This is a genomic window from Rahnella laticis (genome assembly GCF_015644585.1).
GTDB lineage: Bacteria > Pseudomonadota > Gammaproteobacteria > Enterobacterales > Enterobacteriaceae > Rahnella > Rahnella laticis.
The window spans coordinates 182664-198962 of the sequence record NZ_JADOBI010000002.1 but is presented as its reverse complement, the minus strand read 5'-3'; the positions used below and the strand labels follow the sequence as shown (position 1 = coordinate 198962).

Genomic DNA, 16299 nt, shown 5'->3' with positions numbered 1-16299 from the left:
GCATAATCATACTTCGACTTTTACGGGTTAACAATCAACACCACCAACATTATCGGGAGTAATATGCACATTCCAGTAACGGTCGGAAATTGTAGAATTTCAAAAATCACCGAGCAAACCGCATCATTTAAATTAACGTCGCTGTTCCCTGATCACCTTTGTGATATGGCTGACGATGAAGATAAATATATCGAACTCTCTGTGCATAGTTGGGTCATTAAAACCGCCAGCGACATTATCATTATTGATACTGCCACCGGTAATCACCGCAACAGGAATAACGTTCCGTTATTTCATCAGCTGAATACGAACTATCTGCAAAATCTCAAACAGGCCGGATTTTCACCCGAAGACGTCACCTATGTTTTATTGACGCATTTACACACTGACCATGTCGGGTGGAATACTGGAGGCCGCGACGGGAAATGGAAACCTTTTTTCCCTAATGCCCGCTATATTTGCTCCGAAACAGAATTAGAACATTGTAAGAAAGATGAAAAGCGACGCGAGTTATATCAGGACAGTATTTTGCCGCTGATAGAAAACGGGAAATTGGAAACGATCGATATCCAGGCCTCACCCCTTTTTGCCGGAATTTTAAAATTTATGCCCACGCCGGGACACAGTATCGACCATGCCTCCATCACCCTGCAATCCGCCGGGGAATACGCACTTTTTACCGGCGATATCATGCACAACCCGGTGCAGTTTGCGTACCCTCACTGGAATTCTGTATTTTGTGAGAATAAGCCTTTGGCGGAACAATCCAGAATAAAAGCCATAGACTGGTGTAAAGAACATCACGCGCTCTGGTTCAGTTCCCATTTCCCGGGCGCTTCTTATGGCCGTGTTCTGGAGATCACTCACGGCCAGAAATCATCAGCAATTTATGAGGAAAAATAGAATGACACCGGATGATTACGCTAAAGCGTCTGTCATTTCATTGCTGCGTTCTCTCGATGATCGGCTCGTCACTTCACAGGAACTTGTTGAGCTTGCCATTGCACGCATTGAAAGTGCCGATAAAACCGGGCTTGCACTCAATGCCATCACAGGGTTATTTGCAGATGAAGCCCGGCTTACTGCGTCCCGCAGTGATGAAAAACGCGCCCGCGGTGCGGCTCCGGGAAGGCTGGAAGGTATTCCCGTTCTGATTAAAGACAATATCGATGTGGCCGGATGGCCCACCACGGCCGGATCCGTCGCGTTAGAAGGGATTATCGCCAGCCAGGACGCCCCGTTGATCACCAGACTCCGGCAGGAAGGCGCAATTTTATTGGGCAAAACGGCGATGCACGAACTTGCCGCCGGGATCACCGGCGCTTCATCACTAACCGGTTTTACGCAGAATGCGTTACTCGCGGGCTACTCTCCGGGAGGCTCCAGCAGTGGTTCCGCCGTGGCGGTTGCGGCAGGCTACGTTCCGCTGGCAATCGGCACAGATACCGCTGGCTCAGTCCGCATCCCTGCGGCGTTTAATAACCTTTACGGGCTGAGAGGAACGCGGGGAAGCATCGCAATGCAAGGCATTGTGCCTTTATCCCCGACTCAGGATATTGCCGGGCCGTTAGTGAGAAATGCCGGAGACTTGTGGCTGGCAGCCGAAATACTCGCAGGAAATCCGATTGCACCTTTCAAAGGCGAAATCAGCGCCGGTTTGCTGGACGCGTGGTTTACGGGAACCACGCCAGAGAATGCCGATATCAGGAATTTAATCACGCAAGCCACAGATAAAATCACCCGCCATGCAGGCAAAGTGTCGCATGTTGAGTTTCCTGACCTTGAACAACGGGTCAATGAAGCGAATGTGATTGCTTATGAATTTGCCGAATCACTGGAACAATTTCTGGCCCTCAGAACTGAAGCAAAATTTAAATCACTTAAGGCTATTTATGAATCAAAACTTTATCATCCGCAGTTAGACGCCGTATTTAAAAGTCGCGCTTTTCACAAAGGTACATCTTCCGGTGAATACGCTCAGGCGCTGGAAATTCAGAAGCAACTTTACGGAGATCTGGAGCGGTTTTTCGCCGAAAACGGTATCAATATTTTGATTTATCCCGTCGTTCGTCATCCACCGGTGAAAATTGGAGAGCAGCAGGAAGGAAGTAATGCGTTACTTTCAGCGGTGACGGGCGCGCCGGCATTGAGCATCCCTGTCGGGTTTACAAAAAATGGTTTCCCGGTTGGGATGGAGCTGCTCACATTAAAAAATAATGAAAATATTCTGATTAGAGCAGCGTCTGTGTTTAGCCGGTGCGGATCTACTCCGGCGTTTTAGTCCCTGTTTTCATTGCGGCACGTTTTCGCGGCAAACGCCCAGCACCAGTTGTCGCAGCCAGCGGTGTGCCGGATCAACTTCTGAACGCGGGTGCCACATTTGTGAAATCGTGATTTCGCGGGTTTTCACCGGCAGTTCAAACGCGTGAAGCCCGACGGGATCAGAAATCAGGAATGACGCGGGGATCAGCGCCACCAGATCAGAGTTTTGGGCAATCGCCAGCGCGGCGGAAAACCCCGGCACCACGGCGGCGATTTTGCGTTTCAGCCCCGCTTCGGCCAGTGCGTCATCCACCGGACCGTGCGTGCCGTTACGGCGGGCAACAACAATGTGTCCGAACGAAACATATTCCTGCGCGGTAAGCGCCTTTTTCCGCGCCAGCGGATGGCCTTTGCGCACCACGCCGATGAACCTGTCGCGGAACAACGTCTGCAAACGGATTTCCGGCCCCATATCGCCGACGACGCCAATCTCGAGATCAACCCGCCCTTCGCGCAATGCGTTAGACGTTTTTTCCGGTTTAGGCGTGAACCGCAAACATACGGAAGGCGCGGCCTGCGCGGCAGCGGCAATCAGTGCCGCGCCAAACGCCACCACAAAACCATCGTTAGAGCGGATCAGAAAAGTGCGCTCAAGCCGGGCTAAATGGAGTTCTGCCGAAGACGGCCGAAGCAGCGCACGCGCTTCAAAACTGGCGTTCTGCGCACGTTCGCGGATCTCTTCGGCATACGGCGTCAGCACCATCTGGCGTCCGGCGCGCACCAGCAAAGGATCGCCTGTGGTCGAGCGCAGGCGGCTGAGCGTACGGCTCATCGCGGAAGCACTTAATCCCAGACGGCGCGCAGCACCCGCTACACTTCTTTCAGCGAGAAGCACATCCAGCGCAATGAGTAAGTTCAGGTCAGGTTCAGTCATGCGTGCAGTGTAACGCGCCATGAAACCGGAGAGAAGGCGTTTGATGCAGGTATTCAATGCAAATGCTGCGTCTTCCGCTATGTCCGGCATCCCGCTATATTTCCTGCATCCCCTGTGAGAGAGAACGGTTTTAATTATGGAATTATTTTCAGACAGACCCGGCGATGAAGGATTACCGGGCCGCGAGCGCGGTTTTGCGATGGCGGCCGTCATGACGATGGCTACGATGTCGGTTTTCGACGGTTCGATGGTGAATATCGCGTTGCCGCAAATCGCGCGGGCGCTGGATATTTCGGCGGGTGCGGCGGTGTGGGTTTCCAACGGTTATCTGCTTTCAGCGTCCATGGCGCTGGCGATTTTTGCGGCGATGGCCAGCCATATCGGCTTTCGTTCGATTTTCGTTGCCGGACTGGGCCTCTTCACCCTTTCATCTCTGGGCTGCGCGCTCTCTTCCTCTCTCGATGTGCTGGTGCTCATGCGCGTGTTGCAGGGGATCGGCGCGGCGGCCACGCTGAGTATTGGCCCGGCGATTTTACGCTCCGTCTTCCCGACCCGCCTGCTGGGCAGAATTCTTGGCCTGAACGCGCTGATTATCGCCACCAGCACGGCCATCGCGCCCGTTCTGGGCGGCACGATTTTGTCGGCGCTCAGCTGGCAGTGGTTGTTCGCGATTAATATCCCGCTGGGCATTATTGCGATGATCCTCGCGCTGCGCGTCATTCCGGCGAATCCGGCAGCCACACGCCAGCCGTTTGATTTTGCGGGTGCGGTGTTATCCGCCGCGATGCTCGGTGCGCTGATTATGGCCGCAGACGCGTTTTCACGCCCCGGTGCAGATGATTTAGCCACGGCTGTCAGCTACGGACTGATCGCTATTCTGACCGGCGTCGCGTTTGTCTGGCGTCAGCGCCGCGCGACAAAACCTCTTTTGCCGCTCGGCATTTTCGCCTCCCCGCGCTTTTCTCTGGCGGCGCTGACCTCGCTGGCCTCATTTGTCAGCCAGGGAATTACCTTCGTGGCGCTGCCGTTTCTGTTCCAGAGCGTTTACGGTTACAGCGCGTTTGTCTCCGCCCTTCTTTTCACGCCGTGGCCGCTGGGTATTATTCTCGCCGCGCCCCACGCAGGACGTCTCGCAGATCGCTATCCGGCCGCCATCATTTCCACAATCGGTCTGGCGGTCTTCGGGGTGGGATTATTGCTGCTCGCGCAGCTGCCTGAACATCCGCAATTCTGGGATATCGGCCTGAGAAGTTTCGTCTGCGGCCTCGGTTTCGGTTGTTTCCAGAGCCCGAATAACCGCGAAATGCTGTCGAATGCATCGCGCGAACACAGCGGCTACGCCTCCGGCGTACTGGCGATTATGCGCACCTTTGGGCAGTGCCTTGGCGCGGCAGTCGTCGGCGTGATCCTGTCCATCTACGCCGCCAACAGCGTGATCCGTGAAGCCCACGCCGTAAAACTGAGCCTGTGGGTCGCCGTGATTGCGACCATTCTGGCGGTTGTGATCAGCGTGAGCCGGTTGCGCGGTCAGCGACATGATTTGCAGGCAGAGAAATAATAAAGCGTGATAGCGGCGCGCAAAGCTCATTGCGCGCCGCTATCAGCAAAAATTAGCGATTCTGATACAAATCCCAGCGGTTGCCGTAGAGGTCTTCGAACACGACGACGGTGCCGTATTCTTCTTCGCGAGGTTCCTCGCAAAACGTGACACCTTTGGCTTTCATCGCGTGGTAGTCGCGCCAGAAATCATCGGTATGCAGGAACAAAAACACCCTTCCACCGCACTGGTTGCCGATGAAGGTTTGCTGGCGTTCATTTGAAGCCCGCGCCAGCAGCAGATTGCAGTCGCTGCCGGGATGTGGCGTGACGACAACCCAACGTTTTCCCGGCTGCGGCGTATCTTCGACCAGCGTAAAACCGAGTTTATCCGTGTAATACTCAATGGCGCGATCATAGTCATCGACCACAATCGCCACGTATCCCAGCCCTCTTTTTTGCATTCTCAAAATATTGCTCCTTAACATTTTTGTTCCTGTTACAGCATGCTATCCCGACGCGGGACTTTTCCCAAGCCGCCGTTTCAGGTTATGTTTACGACGATACACGTCGGTGAAAATTGAAACTTGCTCATGAAGTAAACCCACAGAGGATAAATTTCTATGCTGGAACTGAGACCTGGCTGCGAGTGTTGCAATACCGATCTGCCTCCCGCTTCAGCTGATGCAAGAATTTGCTCATTTGAATGCACCTTCTGCGTCACTTGCGCCGAAACCAAACTGGGCGGAATCTGCCCGAATTGTGGCGGAGAATTGGTTGCGCGCCCCCGCAGGCCGGAAAATAAACTCGCCAATAATCCGGCGTCGACAACACGGGTATTTAATCCTGCGGGCTGTGCTTCTTCCTGATGATTAGCCGGCACAAGGCAACGCCAGCGCTTCAGCCGCTGGCGTGCCCTGATGGAAAATCAGCTGCCAGCCGGTTCCTTTCCCCTCTCTGACCTTCAGCATCAACGCCATAAATCATCGTAATGTGCGCTCTGTCGCATTCCTGCCCTATGGCTGATCATGAACATCGTTCATGTTCGGTGAAATTAAATCACTTTTCCTCATTCAATGACTCAGGCATAAATTGTGCATACAAGAATTTTACATAATTGTTATCTGTAAATATGTTGAAGGCTACAGGATGTAGCAAGTCAGAAACGAAAAAGGTTTATTCCTGTAAGGCAAGCAACATATCAGGTTATATTTCATACATCAGGGTGCCGGAATACAATGAATAAAGAGTTTGCATTTACTGTTAAGAGCATTCGTTTCGACGAGGATTATAACCCTTCGGAAAGTACGCGTATCACCACCAACTTTGCGAATCTGGCCAGAGGTGAGAAACGCCAGGAGAATTTGCGCAACGCCTTAGTGATGATTGACAATCGTTTCAATTCTCTTGCGCATTGGGATAATCCTAAAGGCGATCGTTATTGCGTCGAACTTGAAATTGTTTCCGTTGAGCTGAAGATTGACGCTGAAGGCAATAGCGATACTTTCCCGGTCATTGAAATATTAAAAACGAATATCGTTGATAAAAAAACGAACGAACGCATTAACGGTATTGTCGGGAATAATTTTTCCTCATACGTACGTGACTATGATTTTAGCGTACTGCTTTCTGCGCACAATAAGGGAAAAAACCAGTTTACCCTTCCCGATAATTTCGGCGAATTACACGGGAATATCTTCAAACATTTCATCAACTCAGACAGTTACAAAAGAAACTTCCCCAAAACGCCCGTGATCTGTCTCAGTGTCTCAAGTAAAAACATCTATAACCGTACGGGTAATGTGCATCCTGTTTTGGGTATCGAATATCAGCAGGATGAATCTTCATTAACCGATCACTATTTCAGCAAAATGGGATTACAGGTTCGTTATTTCATGCCTGCAAATAGCGTTGCGCCATTGGCTTTCTATTTCTCTGGCGACTTACTCAGCGATTACACCAATCTCGAACTGATCAGCACCATCAGCACGATGGAGACGTTCCAGAAGATTTACCGTCCTGAGATTTATAACGCGAATTCAGCGGCAGGAATATGCTATCAGCCAAGCCTGAATCAACAAGATTATTCATTAACACGAATTGTTTATGATCGGGAAGAACGTAGCCATTTAGCCATCGAGCAGGGAAAGTTTACTGAAGATAATTTCATTAAACCCTACCAGGCAATTCTTGAGCAGTGGACTGCTAATTCCGTTCTTTGATTAACCAAAATACAGGGTCATCTATTATGAAAAAGTTATTACCCACTTCAACGGCGGGCAGTTTACCTAAACCTTCCTGGCTGGCACAACCTGAGGTCCTCTGGTCACCCTGGAAATTGCAAGATCAGGAATTAACCGACGGTAAACAAGATGCCCTGCGTCTTTGTCTGGAAGATCAGCAGCAGGCAGGTATTGATATTGTCAGTGATGGCGAGCAAACACGTCAGCATTTTGTCACCACGTTTATTGAGCATCTTAACGGCGTTGATTTTGAGAAACGTGAGATCGTTAAAATTCGTGATCGCTATGATGCGAGCGTGCCGACCGTCGTTGGCCCGGTGAGCCGCCAAAAGTCTGTATTTGTTGAAGATGCCAAGTTTTTGCGTCAGCAAACAGACAAGCCGATCAAATGGGCCCTGCCAGGCCCGATGACGATGATCGACACGCTTTATGACAACCACTATAAAAGCCGCGAAAAACTGGCCTGGGAATTCGCTAAAATTCTCAACGAAGAAGCGAAAGAATTAGAGGCCGCTGGCGTCGATATTATCCAGTTCGATGAACCCGCTTTTAATGTGTTCTTTGATGAAGTGAATGACTGGGGCATTGCCACGTTAGAGAGAGCCATTGAAGGGCTGAAATGTGAGACGGCGGTTCATATTTGCTACGGCTACGGCATTAAAGCCAATACGGATTGGAAAAAAACGCTGGGAACAGACTGGCGACAATACGAAAAGATTCTCCCGAAGCTGCAGAAATCAAATATCGATATTATCTCACTGGAATGCCATAACTCGCATGTTCCCATCGAACTGCTGGAACTCATTCGCGGTAAAAAGGTGATGGTTGGAGCCATTGATGTGGCAACCAATAGCATTGAAACACCTGAGGAAGTTGCCGCGACGCTCCGCAAAGCATTGCAGTTCGTCGACGCAGATAAACTCTACCCTTGCACCAACTGCGGCATGATCCCGTTACCGCGCGGTGTCGCACGAGGCAAACTCGATGCGTTAAGCGCAGGCGCAGAAATCGTCCGTAAAGAACTGCTGGCTAAATAACCCCGCCTGAAAAGAACGCCGTCCGGGTTGAGCATGCAAATTGCTTAACCCGGAGTCTCTGTCTGAATGCATAATAACCTTTCAATAAGTATGGATATCAAGGTCATTACTTGTTATAAACCCTCGAAGTCAACCGAAGAGGTGAGAAGGAATGAGCAGTACAAACTGGCATTGGGAAGCACATTTCAATATAGAAAGCTCAGTCCTTATGAAAATATTGGTTGTTCTTCTTCTTATCTATTGGGGCTATGCTGAGCTACAGAAAAGAAGGAAAAAAAGAGAAAACCCCGATGCTTCAATCGCTAAAGCCAACGCCAGAGAACGCAACCAATGGCGCTATGTCAGGCGCTTATTCCGGGTATTGCAGATCGCATTCGCTTTATATCTTCTGGGATCGACGATTAAATTCCTGTTCACATAGAAGCAGACCGGGCCTTTTATATCACGGCTTAACACTTTTGCTGACTCTCCCAGATTTGCCGTAACTACCCGCTGGTGACGGGGTGCCGGACATAGCGAAAACTTTGTCCGGCAATGCCTTAATTCATGCAATCATTTTTATTGTAGGAATATGATTTTTCAGTCAACCCTTGCGTATACACGTACTCAACCTTCAAACCGTATTTCTTCACCATATTGCCCGCACAATAGGCCCCCGTGAAATTATTCCGGCTCTGAGTTTCAAGTTGGGCATCGGTGATATCGGCAAGGCGGATGTTTTCGATTGTGTAGGTATAAATGAGGGTTTTGTCATTGAGCTCGGCGCTTTGCAGGACGGTGTAATAATCCAATCTGACCGGGAAGCTGCCTTTCGCATTGACTGTATCGAGTTGCTGATGGAATTCATGCCAGGCTTTCTGCGGGGAATCGGTCATCAGGTATTTCACGCCAGCCACGAATCCTATGCAGACGGCTGCACACAACGCCGTCAGGAGCAGCACTTTTGTGCTGCTGACATACTGCGAACGTGCTTTTGAGTGATACCAGAAAGTGCCCACAACCCCGCCGGAAAAAAATATCATAAACATGGCAAAGAAAAGAATGTTACTGCTGCTGTAAACAACAGGCGCGTAGACTTTATCCAGTACAAACAGCAGAAGCATCAGTACCGCGCAGGTGCGGCTGCGCCGGTAAATCCCGTATGCCAAACCACAGGCTACGAACACATAAATAAGGTTTAAATAAACGAGCACGTTTCTGACGCCGCTTGTCCAGAAATAGACATCCAGCGCGACGGTGATCAGTGCCGAAGCCACTGCGCCCGCCCAGCCATTCTTGATCAGGCGATTGATCGCCTTAGGCACCGTATTTTCTTCTACAATTTTTACATCCATGTCTGTCATTTCACATTTTCCCTGAAGTTTATGAGTTCAGTGATATTCGTTTCTTACAAAACGAACTCCGCAATAAAGTATAAATTATTGTCTGTTTTAAAAGACTAAAAAGACATCGGCACTATGCCTGAAATGTTGAGTGGAATCCTTCTGATTATTTTAAAGGAGCACCGGATGCCCTGCACATCTCACAAAGCACAGGTCAAAAACGTGATTACGGGCAACGGCGTCGTGATCATCGAACCGGCCAACGTCTATGGCTGCACACTGGGCGATGCGGTTTTTGTCGGCCCTTTTGTCGAAATTCAGGCAAACGCCAAAATAGGACGCGGAACGAAAATCCAGTCGCACAGTTTTATCTGCGAATACGTTACCGTCGGTGAGGAATGTTTTATCGGCCACGGCGTGATGTTTGCTAACGATATGTTCCGTGATGGGAAACCCAATCCGGATCGTGATTCATGGGCCAGAATTGTGGTCGGCAACCACGTTTCGATCGGCAGCGGCGCGACCATTCTGGCTGTAACCATTTGTGACGGCGCGGTCATCGGCGCGGGCAGCGTGGTGACGAAAGATATTACAGAGAAAGGCGTGTACGCGGGGAATCCGGCGAAACTGCTGCGTTTGCTATAGCCGTAAAAAAGGCCGCTTTCGCGGCCTTTCCATTCATTTCACACTTTCTTCAAACGCGGATTACTTCTCGTCTGGCAGTGCGTAAGCGATGATGTAATCGCCCAGTTTGGTGCCAAACGATCCGTGACCACCGGCTGCGATAACAACGTACTGTTTGCCATTCACAGAGTAAGTCATTGGGGTTGCCTGGCCGCCTGCTGGCAGACGGGCTTCCCAAAGTTTGTCACCGTTGCTCATGTTGAACGCGCGCAGGTAGTTGTCTGCGGTTGCCGCGATGAAGAATACGTTACCGGCGGTAGAAATCGGTGCGCCCAGCATTGGCATACCCATTTTGAACGGCAGCGGAACCGGTGAGCTGTCGCGCACGGTGCCGATACGTTTTTTCCACACGATGTCGTTGGTTTTCAGGTCAACGCCGGAGATGTAACCCCATGAAGGCTGTTTACATGGGAAGCCCAGCGGAGACAGGAACGCATTCAGGGTTACCGCGTAAGGCACGCCGTACTGATGCTGGATACCAGACTCAGAACCGGAACCGCCTTTATCGTTAGCATCTGGCTCGATCGGGTTGCCCGGGCCACGTGGGATCAGTCTGGACACGAACGGCAGAGCAATCGGGTTAGCGATAGCCACCTGACGGTCGGTATCCACAGAAATACCACCCCACTCGAACATCCCCAGGTTACCCGGGAATACCAGCGTGCCCTGCTCTGAAGGCGGCGTGAACGTCCCCTCGTAGCGCAGTTTGTGGAAGATCACACGACACATCAGCTGGTCGTAGATCGTTGCGCCCCACATGTCTTTGCCGGTCAGTTTGGCTTCAGGACGGAAAGTCAGTTTGGAGAATGGCTGAGTCGGAGACACGTGGTCGCCTTTCGCCGCGCCCTGCGGAACAGGTTTCTCAGGCGCATCAACAATCAGCTTACCGTCACGACGGTCCAGCACGAAGATGTTACCGGTTTTAGTCGGTACATAAATCGCAGGAACTTTGTTGCCGTTCTTGTCGGTGATGTCAGCCAGCGTTGGCTGAGCCGGAACGTCCATATCCCACAGATCGTGGTGAACAGTCTGGTAGAACCACGCCAGTTTACCGGTGGAGGCGTTCAGCGCCAGCAGGCCGCTCGCGAAACGTTCCATATTTGGTGTACGGTTGCCGCCCCAGATATCCGGAGTCGCTACGCCGATTGGCAGGTAAACCAGATCCAGTTTGTCGTCATATGACGCAGGAGCCCATGAGTTCGGGGAGTTCGCCACGAAGTGCTCGCCTTCAGCAGGCAGCTTGTTCGGATCAGACGCGCCCGGATCGAAGGCCCACAGCAGTTTACCGGTTTCAACGTCAAAACCACGGATCACGCCAGAAGGCTCGCGGGTTGAGTTGTTATCGGTTACCGCACCGGCAACAATGATCACAGATTTAGTGATGATTGGCGGTGAAGTCGGTTCGTAGTGGCCAGGAACCGCGTTAGGCATGTTGCTTTGCAGGTTCAGCTCACCGTTGTTACCGAATGCCGGGCAACGTGCGCCGGTTTCAGCGTCCAGTGCGAACAGACGGCCATCGTTGACAGGCAGAATGATGCGACGTGAACAAACCGCAGGCGCTGCGCCGTTGGTTTCGGTGCCTTGCGCGGCTGGCGTGGTCTCATGATAAGACACACCACGGCAGGTGACGTGCTGGAAAGTCGGGTTCGGCTTGAGCTGCGGATCAAATTTCCACTTCTCTTTACCGGTCGCAGCATCCAGAGCAAACAGTTTCTGGTGTGGCGTACACAGATAAAGCATGTCGCCGATTTTGATTGGCGTCACTTCATCCGTGATTTCACCCGGATCGTTGGCTGTTTTCAGGTCGCCAGTACGGAAAGTCCAGGCCACATCCAGCTTATGCACGTTCTGGTCGTTGATCTGGCTCAGCGGCGAGTAACGGGTACCGCCCTGAGTACGACCATAGGCAGGCCAGTCACCGTCAGGAATGCCGGAATCCGATTTGGCAGGCGCAGAATCTGCCGCTTTAATCGTGCCGTTAATGACCTGCGGGTCGTTGAAGATGGAATAACCCAGAACGATCACGGTGAACACCAGCGACAGCGCCAGTGCGCCGCGTGCGAAAGCGTTCTTAGCGATCATCTGGTTATACACAACGGGCAGCAGGATCCACAGGCCGAGGAAGAAGGTCACGTCCAGACGCGGTGTCAGCGCCCAGAAGTCTGTGCCCACTTCCCACACAGCCCAGATCGTGGTGCCGAAGAGGAACACGGCGTAAAGCAGTAATGCAGAAGAGCGACGGCGGAACAGCAGCCACGCGGTGACCAGCGAAATCACACCGGCAATAATGTAATAAATAGAACCACCTAATTTCGCCAGCCAGATACCGCCGGCTAAAAGATAAATCCCGCTTAACGCGGCGAACAAAGCGGTAATTATTACGACGATGCGTGATAACGAGGCTTTCGTTTCCATAGTTGATGACCTTACAGATTTTTATAATCGTCGATTCAGGTGCGCTGAATCTTCAAGAACACCCGGTTTACACGGGCGTCATGCCTTGCGAATGCTGCCAGCGTTAACACGTGCAGGCGTCTGGCAGCTTCGCGGGGGTACTTTTTTACAAAATTAAAACGGACTTCTTTGACTGATTGAAAACATAAAACTTATTCGAAGCTATAAGAGAGCGTAGCTCCGCCACCGTAGTTCCTGCCAGGTGCAGGCTCGAAATAGCGGCCATTGCCTTCGTTGACGATCACGGAACCGACGTAATTTTTGTCGAACAGGTTATCGACGCGGGTGAACAGGTCGAGCGTCACTTTGTTCCAGTTGAAGCGGTAACCCGCACTCACGCTGGCGACGGTATAGGCCGGCGCCTGCTCGCTGTTTTCATCATTGACTTCGATATCGCTCATGTAGCGGACATCCGCGCCCGCGTGCCAGCCGTCAACCGGTGCCCATTCCAGCGAGGCGTAACCCATGTTGCGTGCGATCCCCGGCAGACGGTTACCCGCTGGCGTGCAGTCGCCCGCGCCGCAGGTTTCGTTGCGGAATGTCGCATCGAGCAAGGTCCAGGCCATTTTCAGACGCCAGTTCTCTTCGAATTGCTGATCTAATGACAGCTCCAGCCCGCGACGACGGGTTTTCCCGGCGTTCATGTAGCTCGAACGGCCCCCGACGCTTTCGGCAACAATCAGCTCGTCATCGGTATCGGTCTGGAACACGGCGGCGGTCACTAAACCGTTACCGACGCGCCATTTGCTGCCGACTTCAACCGTTGTGCTGGTCGCCGGTTTCAGATCCAGGTTCAGGCCAGACTTGCCGTCAGTGCGGTAAGAAAGCTCGTTAATGGTCGGAGTTTCAAAACCACGGCCCGCAGAGATATAAGTATTCAGCGTTGGCGTCACCGCGAAGTTCAGGGACGCCATCGGCAACAGTTTGTGATAACGGCGTGAACCGCTGTCATCCGGGTTGCTGCCGGTGATGTAGTAATCCGTTGAATCGAAATTAACGGTGCTGTAGCGCGCGCCGACATCCAGCGTCCAGCGTGGCGTCAGGTTCCACGTGGTTTGCAGATACGGATCCAGGTTCCACATCACGTTCTTTTCGTTACGGCGTTCATTGCCCTTCACGCCAAGATCGCCATCAGAATCGAAGTTCTCATAACCGAAACGACGCTCGGTCATGGTTTCATAATCCAGGCCACCGGTGACGGAGAACGGCACGGAACCTATCTGATCGTCATGTTTCCAGCGTGTATCTACACCGGAATATTTACGCTCCAGCACAATCACACCGCCTGCGTTCAGCGGGTTTTTCTGCGACGCGGCAGGAATGGTTTGGTATTGCGTGGTGTGACGCTCGCCGTGGTAAGTCATCAGGCTGAACTCGTCGTTCTCGCCCATCTGACGCTGGTAGCGCAGGCCGACTTGCGTCTGATCCAGCGATTTACGCGCATTGTACTGATCGGCGCGGGTCGCCTGTTTCGGGTTGTCGTGCCATTCGGATTCGGTCAGACCGCCCGGATCGTTCGCATCCACGGACACGCTGTTAAACATCAGCGTCAGGGTGCTGGCGTCATCGATACGCACGCCCAGTTTGCCGTTACCGAGATTTTTTTGCGTACCGCTGTGGTCGCGGTAGCCGTCGGTGGTGAATCGCGAACCGGAAATCAGGTAATTCACGTCGCCCGCATGCGTGCCGTCGCCGGTTGCGCCGCTGGCTTTTACGCTGTTACGGAAAGAACCGTAACTGCCAAAATAGGTGCCGGCTTCAAGTTTGGCGGGCTGGGAACCGGTTTGGGTATCCACGTTGACGACACCGCCGGAAGAGTTGCCGTAGAGGGCTGAATACGGGCCGCGCAGCACTTCCACGCGGTCGACCGAGTTCAGGTCGATATTGGAGGTCTGACCCTGCCCGTCTGGCATGGTGGCCGGAATGCCATCGACATAGATGCGCACGCCACGCACGCCATACATGGAACGGCTGCCGAATCCGCGAACGGAAAGTTGTAAATCCTGCGCGTAGTTCTGGCGGTTCTGAACCTGTAAACCCGGAACGCTGCCGAGGCTTTCAGACAGGTTGACCTGCGCTTTGCTGTTTCTGAAATCGTCGCCATCAATCACGCTCACCGCCGCAGGGGTATCCAGCTCGGATAATCCGCCGGTGCTTTCACGCCTGATGACCATCAGCGAAGAAGAATCTGACGAATCGTCGGAATCTTTCGCGGAAGTGCCCGGCGCTGACTGTGCGTAACTGACTGATACTGGGTTCAAAACTGATAAAAACGTGATGATAAAAGCAGAGGTTTTGGCGTTCACTTTATGAGTTCTTTTGTTTTAAGTTAAAAGGCTGAGTCAAAAAAGACGACGCACATCTCAATTTTAGACATTAGAAGTAGACACAAATCGACCAATCTGATTGAGAGCGGTGAAGAGCGTCACTATAGTTTTTTTCTTCCTGTTAGTACATACGCAACTTTACAAATATAACTTTTTAACAAAATACCGCACGCAGAGTACATCTGAGGGCCATTCTCATTTTAAATCTCCGCGCAAAACCTGCGTGTATATACAACCAGTGGCGTTTTTTCTCCCATATGAAATAAACGGCTTGTTTCACATGAAAATTAACCCGATAACGACGGGGTTATTAATTATTTATCATGGTAGCGGTTACAGTAAATTCAAGGCATTGATTAAAAAGTAATTTATAAAAAACCTGCATAGCCTGAGAACACGATAAATTCTGTTCAGATAGCGCCTCATAATTCGGAATATCCTGTTTCATTTCCCTCAGAAAATTCCGCTTACTGAATGAATATAGACCACGATTTACGCAAGCGGGAATAAGTCGCGGCATTTTCGTACGCGCAATGTTCCGATATATGGCCCCGCCCTGCCTTTACAAAACAAATAGAACCGGATGACGGGTGACGCGCAGATTTGATGAGGGAAAACGTTTTCACACATGACGTTTTTGTCATTAAGCCGTCACCCGCCTGTCAGAGCCGCGGGCTCAGAGTGAATCACACATCCGATGTTCCTTCTGATTTAAAGCAAAGAGGTCATGCCATGCGTTTACGTTTAGCTTCTACATTACTGGTTGCCGCCGCAGCCGCGTTCGGTTCTCAGGCTGCACTGGCCGCGCCGGTCAAAAATATTGTGCTGGTTCATGGCGCATTTGTCGGCGGTTCGGGCTGGCGTCCGGTGTACGACATCCTGACGCATGACGGTTATAAAGTGACGCTGGTACAGGAACCGCTGACGTCGTTCCCGGAAGACGTCGCTGCCACCAAACGTATTTTAGATATGCAAGACGGCCCGGCGATCCTGGTCGGTCACAGCTATGGCGGCGCGATTATTACGGAAGCGGGTAACGATCCGCACGTCGCGGGGCTGGTTTATATCGCGGCGCATGCCCTGGATAACGGCGAAACCGAAGCGATAAACGGCAAGAAATTCCCGAACTCCGCGCACCCTTTTGCCAAAACGCCGGACGGTTTCCTTTACATCAACCCGGCGAATTTCCCCGCTGACTTCGCCGCCGATTTACCTCTTAAACAAGCCGAATTCGAAGCGCAGGCGCAGATGCTGACATCCGCCAGCGTGTTCACCGCCAACATCCCGGATCCGGCATGGAAGGTGAAGCCAAGCTGGTACATGGTCGCGAAGTCCGACAAGATCATTAACCCGGATTTAGAACGGATGTACGCCAAACGCGCTCACAGCCACACCGTTGAAATCGCGGGCGCCAGCCATTCCGTGTACGAGTCACATCCAAAAGAAGTGGCCGCACTGATCGAACAGGCGGCGAAAGGCGCAGTGAAATAAGCCTGTTCA

14 protein-coding genes are annotated in these 16299 nt (G+C 51.8%); 9 read left to right on the top strand and 5 right to left on the bottom strand.

From position 1 onward, the window contains the following. The first annotated feature begins 63 nt into the window (after positions 1-63). The gene (locus IV433_RS04155) at positions 64-903 is read left to right on the top strand and encodes an MBL fold metallo-hydrolase (protein WP_229893201.1); all 840 of its coding nucleotides are present in this window, start codon (positions 64-66) and stop codon (positions 901-903) included. Position 904: 1 nt separating this feature from the next. Beyond that, positions 905-2281: an amidase gene (locus IV433_RS04150; protein WP_195813134.1), complete on the top strand. Its 1377-nt coding sequence runs from the start codon at positions 905-907 to the stop codon at positions 2279-2281. 9 nt (positions 2282-2290) lie between these two features. On the opposite strand, the gene IV433_RS04145 is transcribed toward IV433_RS04150, so the two are convergent. Further along, positions 2291-3196, bottom strand: coding sequence for a LysR family transcriptional regulator (locus IV433_RS04145; protein ID WP_195813507.1), 906 nt, complete (start codon positions 3194-3196; stop codon positions 2291-2293). A 136-nt stretch (positions 3197-3332) separates the two neighbouring features. Here IV433_RS04145 and IV433_RS04140 point away from each other — a divergent pair, with 136 nt between their 5' ends. Next, complete coding sequence (locus IV433_RS04140) at positions 3333-4754, top strand: MFS transporter (protein ID WP_195813133.1); 1422 nt, start codon at positions 3333-3335, stop codon at positions 4752-4754. 52 nt (positions 4755-4806) lie between these two features. On the opposite strand, the gene IV433_RS04135 is transcribed toward IV433_RS04140, so the two are convergent. Continuing rightward, positions 4807-5202 carry a VOC family protein gene (locus tag IV433_RS04135; protein WP_195813132.1) on the bottom strand — a complete coding sequence of 132 codons (396 nt, stop codon included), beginning with the start codon at positions 5200-5202 and terminating at the stop codon, positions 4807-4809. A 153-nt stretch (positions 5203-5355) separates the two neighbouring features. On the opposite strand from IV433_RS04135, the gene IV433_RS04130 reads away from it, so the two are divergent. The 4 genes from IV433_RS04130 (at position 5356) to IV433_RS04115 (ending at position 8433) form a co-directional block, all read left to right on the top strand. Then, complete coding sequence (locus IV433_RS04130) at positions 5356-5601, top strand: DUF1272 domain-containing protein (RefSeq protein WP_195813131.1); 246 nt, start codon at positions 5356-5358, stop codon at positions 5599-5601. 369 nt (positions 5602-5970) lie between these two features. After that, positions 5971-6954 carry a DUF1852 domain-containing protein gene (locus IV433_RS04125; protein ID WP_195813130.1) on the top strand — a complete coding sequence of 328 codons (984 nt, stop codon included), beginning with the start codon at positions 5971-5973 and terminating at the stop codon, positions 6952-6954. Positions 6955-6980: 26 nt separating this feature from the next. Beyond that, complete coding sequence (locus tag IV433_RS04120; RefSeq protein ID WP_195813129.1) at positions 6981-8012, top strand: methionine synthase; 1032 nt, start codon at positions 6981-6983, stop codon at positions 8010-8012. Positions 8013-8163: 151 nt separating this feature from the next. Beyond that, positions 8164-8433, top strand: a complete 270-nt coding sequence (locus IV433_RS04115; RefSeq protein WP_195813128.1) for a hypothetical protein — start codon at positions 8164-8166, stop codon at positions 8431-8433. A gap of 118 nt (positions 8434-8551) precedes the next feature. On the opposite strand, the gene IV433_RS04110 is transcribed toward IV433_RS04115, so the two are convergent. After that, entirely contained in the window at positions 8552-9355 is an 804-nt protein-coding gene (locus IV433_RS04110; RefSeq protein WP_195813127.1) for a hypothetical protein, read from the bottom strand. 165 nt (positions 9356-9520) lie between these two features. Between IV433_RS04110 and IV433_RS04105 the strand changes: the two genes are divergently transcribed. Continuing rightward, positions 9521-9979 carry an acyltransferase gene (locus IV433_RS04105; protein ID WP_229893200.1) on the top strand — a complete coding sequence of 153 codons (459 nt, stop codon included), beginning with the start codon at positions 9521-9523 and terminating at the stop codon, positions 9977-9979. Between the two features lie 60 nt (positions 9980-10039). Here the strand turns inward: IV433_RS04105 and IV433_RS04100 are convergent, their stop codons facing one another. Beyond that, complete coding sequence (locus IV433_RS04100; protein ID WP_195813125.1) at positions 10040-12433, bottom strand: glucose/quinate/shikimate family membrane-bound PQQ-dependent dehydrogenase; 2394 nt, start codon at positions 12431-12433, stop codon at positions 10040-10042. A 191-nt stretch (positions 12434-12624) separates the two neighbouring features. Beyond that, entirely contained in the window at positions 12625-14778 is a 2154-nt protein-coding gene (gene pqqU, locus IV433_RS04095; protein WP_195813124.1) for a TonB-dependent receptor PqqU, read from the bottom strand. 753 nt (positions 14779-15531) lie between these two features. Between pqqU and IV433_RS04090 the strand changes: the two genes are divergently transcribed. Further along, positions 15532-16290 carry an alpha/beta hydrolase gene (locus IV433_RS04090; protein WP_195813123.1) on the top strand — a complete coding sequence of 253 codons (759 nt, stop codon included), beginning with the start codon at positions 15532-15534 and terminating at the stop codon, positions 16288-16290. The last annotated feature ends 9 nt before the right edge of the window (positions 16291-16299 follow it).

Coding starts and splice junctions, on each gene's coding strand:
- IV433_RS04155 (WP_229893201.1), top strand. CDS start 64: ATGCACATTCCAGTAACGGTCGGAAATTGTAGAATTTCAAAAATCACC.
- IV433_RS04150 (WP_195813134.1), top strand. CDS start 905: ATGACACCGGATGATTACGCTAAAGCGTCTGTCATTTCATTGCTGCGT.
- IV433_RS04145 (WP_195813507.1), bottom strand. CDS start 3,196: ATGACTGAACCTGACCTGAACTTACTCATTGCGCTGGATGTGCTTCTC.
- IV433_RS04140 (WP_195813133.1), top strand. CDS start 3,333: ATGGAATTATTTTCAGACAGACCCGGCGATGAAGGATTACCGGGCCGC.
- IV433_RS04130 (WP_195813131.1), top strand. CDS start 5,356: ATGCTGGAACTGAGACCTGGCTGCGAGTGTTGCAATACCGATCTGCCT.
- IV433_RS04125 (WP_195813130.1), top strand. CDS start 5,971: ATGAATAAAGAGTTTGCATTTACTGTTAAGAGCATTCGTTTCGACGAG.
- IV433_RS04120 (WP_195813129.1), top strand. CDS start 6,981: ATGAAAAAGTTATTACCCACTTCAACGGCGGGCAGTTTACCTAAACCT.
- IV433_RS04115 (WP_195813128.1), top strand. CDS start 8,164: ATGAGCAGTACAAACTGGCATTGGGAAGCACATTTCAATATAGAAAGC.
- IV433_RS04110 (WP_195813127.1), bottom strand. CDS start 9,355: ATGACAGACATGGATGTAAAAATTGTAGAAGAAAATACGGTGCCTAAG.
- IV433_RS04105 (WP_229893200.1), top strand. CDS start 9,521: ATGCCCTGCACATCTCACAAAGCACAGGTCAAAAACGTGATTACGGGC.
- IV433_RS04100 (WP_195813125.1), bottom strand. CDS start 12,433: ATGGAAACGAAAGCCTCGTTATCACGCATCGTCGTAATAATTACCGCT.
- IV433_RS04090 (WP_195813123.1), top strand. CDS start 15,532: ATGCGTTTACGTTTAGCTTCTACATTACTGGTTGCCGCCGCAGCCGCG.